Origin of the sequence: Paraburkholderia sediminicola (assembly GCF_046026895.1) — a bacterium.
GTDB classification, from domain to species: Bacteria; Pseudomonadota; Gammaproteobacteria; order Burkholderiales; family Burkholderiaceae; genus Paraburkholderia; species Paraburkholderia sediminicola_C.
Genome location: NZ_JAQQEU010000063.1, coordinates 32948 through 41816 on the forward strand (window position 1 = coordinate 32948; position 8869 = coordinate 41816).

9 protein-coding genes and 1 pseudogene are annotated in these 8869 nt (G+C 60.4%); 2 read left to right on the forward strand and 8 right to left on the reverse strand.

The window, feature by feature from the left end; translation table 11 throughout:
* Positions 1–128: 128 nt before the first annotated feature.
* The 8 genes from glxR to PQR02_RS30595 all read right to left on the reverse strand — a co-directional run bounded on the left by glxR (position 129) and on the right by PQR02_RS30595 (position 6884).
* Positions 129–1016 (reverse strand): 2-hydroxy-3-oxopropionate reductase, encoded by an 888-nt coding sequence (gene glxR, locus PQR02_RS30560; protein WP_317015134.1) that lies wholly within the window; start codon positions 1014–1016, stop codon positions 129–131.
* A 52-nt stretch (positions 1017–1068) separates the two neighbouring features.
* Positions 1069–2088, reverse strand: coding sequence for a 2-hydroxyacid dehydrogenase (locus PQR02_RS30565; protein WP_408240444.1), 1020 nt, complete (start codon positions 2086–2088; stop codon positions 1069–1071).
* Between the two features lie 25 nt (positions 2089–2113).
* The gene (locus tag PQR02_RS30570) at positions 2114–2605 is read right to left on the reverse strand and encodes a GlcG/HbpS family heme-binding protein (RefSeq protein ID WP_408240447.1); all 492 of its coding nucleotides are present in this window, start codon (positions 2603–2605) and stop codon (positions 2114–2116) included.
* Between the two features lie 86 nt (positions 2606–2691).
* Positions 2692–2955 (reverse strand): FmdB family zinc ribbon protein, encoded by a 264-nt coding sequence (locus PQR02_RS30575; RefSeq protein WP_408240466.1) that lies wholly within the window; start codon positions 2953–2955, stop codon positions 2692–2694.
* Between the two features lie 188 nt (positions 2956–3143).
* Positions 3144–4076, reverse strand: coding sequence for an acetamidase/formamidase family protein (locus PQR02_RS30580; protein ID WP_408240450.1), 933 nt, complete (start codon positions 4074–4076; stop codon positions 3144–3146).
* Between the two features lie 70 nt (positions 4077–4146).
* Entirely contained in the window at positions 4147–4977 is an 831-nt protein-coding gene (locus PQR02_RS30585; protein ID WP_408240453.1) for an ABC transporter permease, read from the reverse strand.
* Between the two features lie 12 nt (positions 4978–4989).
* Entirely contained in the window at positions 4990–5823 is an 834-nt protein-coding gene (locus tag PQR02_RS30590; protein WP_408240456.1) for an ABC transporter ATP-binding protein, read from the reverse strand.
* Complete coding sequence (locus tag PQR02_RS30595; RefSeq protein ID WP_408240469.1) at positions 5820–6884, reverse strand: ABC transporter substrate-binding protein; 1065 nt, start codon at positions 6882–6884, stop codon at positions 5820–5822. The genes PQR02_RS30590 and PQR02_RS30595 overlap by 4 nt, the downstream gene beginning before the upstream one ends.
* Before the next feature lie 835 nt (positions 6885–7719).
* On the opposite strand from PQR02_RS30595, the gene PQR02_RS30600 reads away from it, so the two are divergent.
* Both PQR02_RS30600 and PQR02_RS30605 read left to right on the forward strand, forming a co-directional pair.
* Complete coding sequence (locus tag PQR02_RS30600; RefSeq protein WP_408240459.1) at positions 7720–8679, forward strand: site-specific integrase; 960 nt, start codon at positions 7720–7722, stop codon at positions 8677–8679.
* Positions 8676–8869: pseudogene (locus PQR02_RS30605) on the forward strand (tyrosine-type recombinase/integrase); the annotation flags it as partial. The gene PQR02_RS30600 and the pseudogene PQR02_RS30605, both read left to right, overlap by 4 nt.

Genomic DNA, 8869 nt, shown 5'->3' on the forward strand with positions numbered 1-8869 from the left:
CGCGCAATACAGTAGTCGCGAGTTCTATCGCAATGGTGAAAAGCTGGATGAGAAAGCCTATTTTGTCTGGAAACGCTGGGCAGCGTATGGCCAGCCCAGTCGCGTCCATTCACAACAATAGGTAGCGATTAGTTGCTGGCGATTTCGTGGCTGGATAGCAATTCGATTGCCCTGCACAGAGCCGAGTGGTCGAGCTTGCTCATGCCGTTCGCGGCGCAAGCGTTCATCAGTTCCTGCGCGGACGCAGTATGAGGCAAGGAAACGCCAAGCGCCTTGGCGCCCTGCAAGGCGAGGTTGAGGTCCTTCTGGTGCAGCTCGATGCGGAAGCCCGGATCAAATGTCCGCTTGATCATCCGCTCGCCGTGCACTTCAAGAATCCGCGACGCTGCGAATCCGCCCATCAGTGCCTGGCGCACTTTCACCGGATCCGCGCCAGCCTTCGAGGCAAAGAGCAACGCTTCTGACACCGCCTGAATATTCAGGGCGACGATGATCTGATTCGCCACCTTGGTGGTCTGGCCATCGCCGTTACCGCCGACGAGCGTGATGTTCTTGCCCATCAGTTCAAACAAAGGCTTGACCTTGTCGAACACCGCCTGCGACCCGCCGACCATGATCGTCAGCGACGCGGCCTTCGCACCCACTTCGCCACCCGATACCGGAGCATCGAGATACTGGCATCCGAGTTCGTTGATCTTTCTGGCGAACTCCTTCGTCGCAATCGGCGAAATCGAACTCATGTCGACCACGATCTGGTTCGCACGGAGTCCGCTTGCTACGCCGTTTTCCCCAAAGAGCACTGACTCCACGTGTGGGGTATCGGGCACCATCAGGATAACAATGTCGGCTTGCTGTGCCACCGCGTTGCCGGACTCGCAGAGCGTCGCGCCATTCTCGATCAAACCCGACGGCGCGGGGTTCCGATCATGCACAAAGAGTTGATGGCCGCCTTGCTGCAGATTGGCGGCCATCGGCGCACCCATGACACCCAGACCGATGAATCCAACTTTTGCCATAACTTCCTCTTCAATGAGTTCTTCTTGAATCGTTGACAGCGGCGACAAGCTATTACTCCGCGGAGCGCAATACTTCGGGGTTGATACAGGTCTGCGGCTTCTCGCCTTTCAGAACGCTGATGACGTTTTCCGTCGCGATCTTACCCATCGCAAGTCGCGTCTCAATCGTCGCGGAAGCGATGTGCGGTACGACAAGCACGTTATCCAGGCTGCTCAATCCTGGCTCGAGTTCGGGTTCGCGCTCGAACACGTCGAGGCCGGCCCCCCAAATTACCTGGTCGCGCAGCGCGGCAACCAGTGCCTTTTCATCGACCAGCGGACCGCGGGCTGCATTGATCAGGATGGCTGTGCGCTTCATCTTCGCAAGCTCAGCCGCGCCGATGTAATGCTGCGTTTCCGGCAGAAGCGGCAGGTGCAACGACAGATAATCCGACTCGCGCAGGAGCGTTTCCTTGTCGACGAATGTCGCGCCGACCTGACGTTCGATTTCGGGATTGCGCTGTGCGTCGGTGTAGATCACCTTCATGTCGAAGGCGGCCGCCTTGCGCGGAAATTTCGATCCGATCCGACCCATGCCTGCGACACCCAGAGTCTTGTTGTCGACGTCCTGGCCGATAAATGCCATCGGCGCCCATCCCTGCCACTTGTCCGCACGCACGAAGCGTTCGGACTCAGAGATGCGCCGTGCCGTCGCAAGCAATAGCGCCCATGCATGGGTTGCCGTGGCGTCGTCAAGCACACCCGGCGTATTGGTCATGATCATGCCGCGTTGGGTCGCCGCCTGCAGGTCGAAGTTGTTGAAGCCTACCGCGTAGTTCGCGAAGATCTTGCATTGCGGGCCGGCGGCATCGAGCACTTCGCCGTCGATTGTGTCGGTCAGTAGGGTGATCACGGCGTCCCGACCCTGTACTGCTTTCAGCAGTTCATCCCGCGTGAGTGCCCGATCATGTGGATTGACCTCGACGTCGTGAAACTGCCGCAGATCGTCAATTGTCTCTTGCGAGATCATGCGTGTCACATAAACGTTAAACCGTTTCATTGATTGTTCTCTTGTTAAAGCACGATACAACACTGCAAAAAGATTACCCGCGCATACCTCATGGCGCGTCGCCCTGCAAGCTGCATGGAGTCCCGAAGCGGGCAAGTTCGTCGGCGAGAGCCTGATCTTCGGCCGGCGTGAGGCCACTGATACCGATCGCCCCGATCACGGTGCCCTGCGCGTCGCTTAGCACCGCACCGCCGGGCAACGCAGTCAACAATGGATCGCAGAAATAGCTGATGGGAATTTCCTCGCGGCGCAGCCGCGCATGGAATGCCTCCGTTGTCACACCCAGACGGGTAGACGTGTAAGCCTTCTGGTGCGCTAACTGAATGCTGCGCACGGGAGCATCGTCCATCCGGAAAAATGCAATGAGGAAGCCGTGGCTATCACACACGGAAATGCACACCGGCTTGCCAAATTGCTGGCGCACTTTATCGACGGCGCGTGCGAGCAGTGCCTGCGCCAACTGGAGGTTCAAATGGCTCAATAGGTTCGCCTGGTCTTTGTGGGTTGAGGATCCGGTCGGAAATGAATGGTTAAAGTCCATCGCGTCACTCCGCTGCCCGCCGCTCCGGACAGTGGGCAGCGCCGTGTTTTGGGCCGGGCGCTCGAAGGCACGCGCGGCGACTCCATTCAGCTTACCAACGATTCGGTGCTTGACAGTGCGCGCGACCCGCAGCCGCACCCCGAGCCATGCTGATGCGTGTACACCGCGCGTTCGTTGACTCGGCGTTCGGCACTCCCGGACGACGACATCAATGCCAGCGCAGGCATGGCCAGCATGCGCTGTGCGATAGCGCTACATGTTGGGCAAGCACAGGTCGCGTCGCGTTCAGCGACAGGACGCATGACGGAGAACGTGCCACAGGTTTCACAACGATAGGGATAAATCGGCATTGGCCTTCTTTCCTCTTTCTTCGAAATCAATAAATGATTTGCGCGATTACCGACCGCGTCGTCGGCCACGGAATGTTCACCATGCCCGCACCGACCGGTGCCAGCATCGTGACCGGGCAGTCCGGTCTCGATGCCTTGTGACGGTGCCGGTCAGCCTCGCACAGAATCCGCGGCCCGATGCCGTTCCCTCAACGCTTGGGCAAGTACTTTTTGTCGACCTTGCAGATATAGGTGTATTTCGGATTCACCATCTGGGTACAGCGCGCTTCCGCGATCTGGCCGAGCAGCATGTAGGCTTCGGCACCGGAAATGCCGTAGCCTTCTTCCAGCCAATAGACCATTTCCTCGAACGCGATACGCAGCGCGTCGTCGAGCGGCCGCGCGCAGCCGACGGTACAGATGTGCGTCGGCGTCTCGATGCGCGGCCAGGTCATGCGGCTCGGCGCGCGGACGAGATCGACCTTGAGCTTCAGGTGGCCACGAATTTCGATCGCGCCCATGCCGTTGCACTCGGCGTCGCCCTGCAATGCGTGCACGTCGCCGAAATACAGGTACGCGCCTTCATGGAACACCGGAAACATAATGCGATTGCCGTTCGTGACTTCCTGGATGTCCAGGTTGCCACCGTGGGTACCGTTGTCGACGGTGAGCGTGCCGCCCGCCACCGGGGCCACGCCGATCACGCCGATCATCGGCTTGGCTTCCAGCTTGAGCGAGTCGCTCCAGTGAACGATGCCATTTTCGACGACGACGTTGCGATTCTGGATGCCGAATTCCTTCTTACGGACCCAATCCGGAAAAATCCCGATGCCCGGCCACAGCGCGGTATAACCGAGGCCGTGCACGCCAACTTCAAGGACGTCGATCACGACCATATCGCCAGGCTTCGCGCCGCGCAGGCGCACAGGCCCGGTGGCCGGATTGACGAACGGGAGCTTCACTTTCGACTCGTCCAGCTTTTCGTCGAGCTGCGTAATCAGGTGGCCGCCGATGTTCAATTCGGTTTCGACCTCGAAGGTCTCGCCCGGCGAGACTTCGGCAATGAAACCATCGCTAGCCGTCAGTGCGTACTTCAGGTCATCCTTACGGATGATCTGGTGAGGTGTGGATAGTGTGCTCATAGGATGCTGCCTACTCCTTCGGGGGTTGCTAAATGCCTCCGGCCGGCAACGTCGCGGCGGATGGCTTAAATCAATCGAACTTGTGCCAGGGCATGAGGAAGCGCTCTAGCCGACCGACGAGAAACGACAGGAAGAGCGCGAGCGCGATGGTCACCACCACGCCGGCGAATACCTTGGGAATGATGTAGAGGCTACCGGCCTTGAAGATCGCATGGCCGAGCCCATCGTCTGACGACATGAATTCGCCCACAATGGCACCAATCAACGCAAAGCCGACCGTGAGCCTGAAGCCCGCGAAGATGTCGCGCAGCGAGGCGGGGATCACCAGCTTGCGGAAAGTCTGCGGCTTGGTCGCGCCGAGCGTGCGCATCTGATTGATCTGATCGTCATCGACGCTGGTCGCCCCCTTGTACGCGGTGACCAGCGCCACCACCACGACGGACAACGTCGACATGGCGAGTTTCGACCCCAGCCCGGTACCGAACCAGATGATCACGATAGGCGCGAGTGCGACGATCGGAATCGAGCCCAGCGCAACGATGAACGGCTGCATGACCTTCGAGACGAAGCGTGAATACCATAGCGACAATCCGAGCACGGTGCCGATGACATTGCCGAGCAGAAATCCGAGCAGCGTTTCCATGCCAGTCACGCCGGCGTCGTGTACGAGACTGCCGTCCTGCTGCATCTTTACCAGGTAACTCCAGATCTGGCTGGGCGAACCGAACAGGAAGGCCAGCGCCTGACTCGACGTCGCAACTTGCCACAGGGCGAGCAGTGCGGCGAGTAGCGCGAGTTGGCAGGCAGCCACGACGAGCTTGCCGCGGCAGCGGCGAATCAGCCTGCGCCATTTGAGGGATGCCGGGGCATACGGGGGTGCCGGAGAGCGGGTTTCTTGCACGCGGGTTCCTTTTCAACGTTCGCCCATACGCACGTCGAGCTGAGACCAGATCTCGCGTACGTGGGCGGTGAAGCCCGCAGCGTCGCGGGCGGCCATCATGTCGTTGCGGTCGCAATCCAGGTGGACCTCGTGGATGGCCTTGATGCGGGACGGACGGTGGGTGAGGACGATCACACGGTCCGACAACGAGACCGCCTCCTCGACGTCGTGTGTGATCAGCAGAACCGAGCGACCCTGACCCCTGACTAGCCGGGCCATGTCGCTTTCCAGCACCAGTTTCGTCTGGAAATCGAGCGCGGCGAACGGCTCGTCGAGCAGCATCACTTCGGGGTCGGTCACCAGCGTGCGCGCAAGTGCAACGCGCGCACGCATGCCGCCCGATAAAGCCGACGGGTAGTAGTTGTAGTACGGAGCAAGTCCGACCTTGCCGAGCATCGCATGCGCCTTTTTCTCGCGATGCGCGCGCGACATCCCGGTCAGTTCGAGGCCAAGCGTGACGTTGGCCAACACGTTGCGCCACGGCATCAGCATGTCCTTCTGCAACATGTAGCCGATGCCCTTGGGGACGTCGCCCAGCGCCTGACCGTGCCACAGCACCGCGCCGCGCGTCGGCTGCGTAAGACCGCTCATCAGGTTCAGCAGCGTGGTCTTGCCGCAACCGGACGGGCCCACCAGGCTGACAATTTCTCCAGCGCGCAGGCTGAAGGAAATGTCGCCGATGACCTGATTCAACTCGCCTTCATCTTCGCCATACGATTTGCCGACCCCGCGCGCAACCAGCGGGGCGTGCGGGGGGGCGGTCCCCCCCGCCTGCGCCGCAGGCACTCCTGCGCCCGCTACATTCATTTGGACACCGCCACCGTTACGCCCGCGCCCGCCGCAGCGGTCTTGGCGGCCTTGTTAGAAAAGGTGTTGTCGATCACGTCGCTATAGGCCAGCGTCCCTTGTACGTTGCCCAGGTACTTCTGCATTGATATCAGCTTGTCCCACTGCTGCCGGTCGACCGGCAGCGTCTGCGCCGGGATCTTGTACTGCAACTCCATGTCGATTGCCTTGTTCACCACGTCGGGCGGCAGGTCCGGGAACTCCGCACGGGCAACCTCCTTCGCATAGTCGGGCTTGGCATACGTAAGACGCGCGGCTTCTTCCAGCGCGTCCACGAGCGACTGCACGACCTCGGGATGGGCCTTGGCATACTCGGGCAGCACCATGATCCCCGTATTGCAGAACGGACCCATGTAACTTGAGAAGTCGAATACCACTTTCGCCCCTTGCGCCATTGCAGCCGCCACCATCGGCTGCTGCGCGAACGCGATGTCGGCACGACCCGCCAGCATGGCACCGATTTCCGTGCCTGGGGTGACTTCGACGATCTTCGCGTCCGTGCCGACTTTCAGGCCATTGTCCTGCAGCAGTTTCTTCGTGACGCTGTACTCGGTATTCGGATCAGGCGACGTGACTAAGGTCAACCCCTTGAAGGCTTTGGGATCGGTGATACGCGCCACGGTCTTCGATACGCCAAAGTAATGAGCACGCTGCACCAGCGTCCCGACGACCATGCCCGGTCCGCCGCGCTCGCGAGACATCTCCACCATGGTCGGATCGCCGACGGCAAACTGCGCGGTCTTGCCGAGCACCGCGGCGAAAGCCTGCGTGTCCCCACCGGCTGCGCTCAGGTGTATGGTCAGCCCGTGCTTCTCGAACAGCTTCGCGTGCTGTGCAACGTAGAGGTCGATGTAACCGAGGTTATGTACGGCTTCTGAAAATTCGATGGGTTGCAGCGGCGCCGCGGAAGCGGAGTGAGCGAACCCGAACGCGCTGAGCGTAGCGAGCAGAACACGCCCAAGCTGGGGCACAACACTGATAGCAGAGCCCGAACCGACTGCGGAAAATGTACGTCTTTTCATTGCTTCCAACTCCGACAATAATGGGATCGCAAACGAAAAAGGTCCGGCATCAGACGCGCTGATGTCGGACCTTTTTGGCCGGTGTTATCCAAGACGCCTTTGTCTCGGACAACGGGAGTGCTGTTTGATGCTCGTCGCGTACGGCGAACCCAGCGTGGCTTATTAAGCAACGGCTATGCCAGTTTGCGCCGGACAATACGTGCGGGTTCCTCGATCCTTGCGGACCCCCCAAATCGAAGTGGGATCACTCACATTTCACGCAGAGCAAAAGGAGCAATGTGAACGACCTGCGGATGCACCGGCTGCGCACCATTTCGCGTCACAGCACGCCATTGGTGCAATGTTGCACAGGCAAATAGCATTCGATATCTTTAGGAAAGCCCATCCAGCGTGGGCGTCTTGCCGGGCTCTGTCGCGCTAAACACGTCACAACCAGCGGTGCTGGTTCCATTACGCCGATCTCCGGATTATTCCGACAGTCGCCTGCGATGCGGCGCTGCTGGTCGCGAACCCGCTGTAGGCATCGGCATAATCCTGGTCAGTTGAGCGATGCTTTCTTCTCCCCACTGGGAGAAGGAGGCAACTCATGTCACATCCATCTCGGGTCCGTATTGCCGGACCGCTCACCTCATTTGCAGATGGCTTCGCCGCCGAGTTAAGCAAGCAAGGCTACCGTCCCAATGCCGCGGCGAATCAGCTGCAGGTTCTTGCACATCTGAGCCGGTGGCTTGCTTGCAGACGACTGGATGCAACGACTCTCACCGCCTCGGTCCTCGACGAATTCCTGGATGCGCGACGCGCGCAAGGCTACACGTTGTGGCTATCAACCAAGGCATTGGCCCCGCTGGTCAGCTACCTCAGAAGCATTGGGATCGAGGTGGCGAGCGTTCAAGCGGCGCTGAGTCCCAGCGAAGTACTGCTCTCGCGCTATCGCCAATACCTGCTCGATGTGCGCGGGCTTGTGCCGACTAGCGCTCGTGGATATGTCGACATGGTGCGTCCGTTTGTCGCGAAGAGAGTCGTCGATGGCGAACTCGATTGGACGAACTTGCGGCCGAAGCACGTGTTTGAATTTGTGCTTGCCGCCGGCCACGGCCGGTCTATCGGTTCAGCGAAGCTCTCTGTAACGGCACTGCGCTCGTTGTTGACATACTTGCATATCGAAGGTCTCATCGCGCAGCCGCTGGACAAGGTAGTCCCCTCCGTTGCTGGCTGGCGCCAGGCGGGGTTGCCGCGCGCACTGGAGGCGGGCGATGTGCAAAGCTTGCTGGCGGCCTGCGATCGGCGGACCGGTAGCGGCCGTCGCGATTACGCGATGCTGATGTTGCTCGCGCGTCTGGGCTTGCGTGCCGGAGAGGTGCGTATGCTCAATCTTGACGACATCGACTGGCGCGCGGGCGAACTCATGGTGAGAGGCAAAGGCCATTACATCGAACGCCTTCCGTTGCCTGCGGATGTCGGCCAGGCATTGGCAGCGTATCTGCAACGTGGCCGACCCGATACCGCACAGGGCCGTACCGTGTTCGTGCGTACGCGAGCCCCTCACCGTGCGCTTTCATCCGCCGGTGTCACAGAAGCGGTGGGCGCCGCGGCGTCACGCGCGGGCCTCGCTGACGTGAGTGCCCATCGACTGCGTCACACACTTGCAACCCAGATGGTGTGTGCGGGTGTATCGCTTCCCGAGGTCGCCCAGGTGCTGCGCCATCGTCGCCTGATGACCACGGCAATCTATGCCAAGGTCGACCGGGAGGGGTTGCGCCTGCTCGCCCGCGCGTGGCCAGGAGGTGCGTCATGAGCGAATTACATGGTGCGCTGGCTGAGTATCTGAGCTTGCGCCGCTCGCTGGGCTACAAGTTGCGGCGGCCGGAGAAGCTGCTGCATCAATTCATTGTTTTCTTCTCGGCCACAGGAGCACCGGCAATTACCACGCAACAAGCTTTGACGTGGGCATGCCAACCGAAGGACGGCGGCAACAACTGGTGGGC

What these genes read in the sequence shown, in the direction of transcription:
- glxR (WP_317015134.1), bottom strand. Translation starts at nt 1,016, where the DNA reads ATGGCAAAAGTTGGATTCATCGGTCTGGGTGTCATGGGTGCGCCGATG.
- PQR02_RS30570 (WP_408240447.1), bottom strand. Translation starts at nt 2,605, where the DNA reads ATGGACTTTAACCATTCATTTCCGACCGGATCCTCAACCCACAAAGAC.
- PQR02_RS30575 (WP_408240466.1), bottom strand. Translation starts at nt 2,955, where the DNA reads ATGCCGATTTATCCCTATCGTTGTGAAACCTGTGGCACGTTCTCCGTC.
- PQR02_RS30580 (WP_408240450.1), bottom strand. Translation starts at nt 4,076, where the DNA reads ATGAGCACACTATCCACACCTCACCAGATCATCCGTAAGGATGACCTG.
- PQR02_RS30590 (WP_408240456.1), bottom strand. Translation starts at nt 5,823, where the DNA reads ATGAATGTAGCGGGCGCAGGAGTGCCTGCGGCGCAGGCGGGGGGGACC.
- PQR02_RS30595 (WP_408240469.1), bottom strand. Translation starts at nt 6,884, where the DNA reads ATGAAAAGACGTACATTTTCCGCAGTCGGTTCGGGCTCTGCTATCAGT.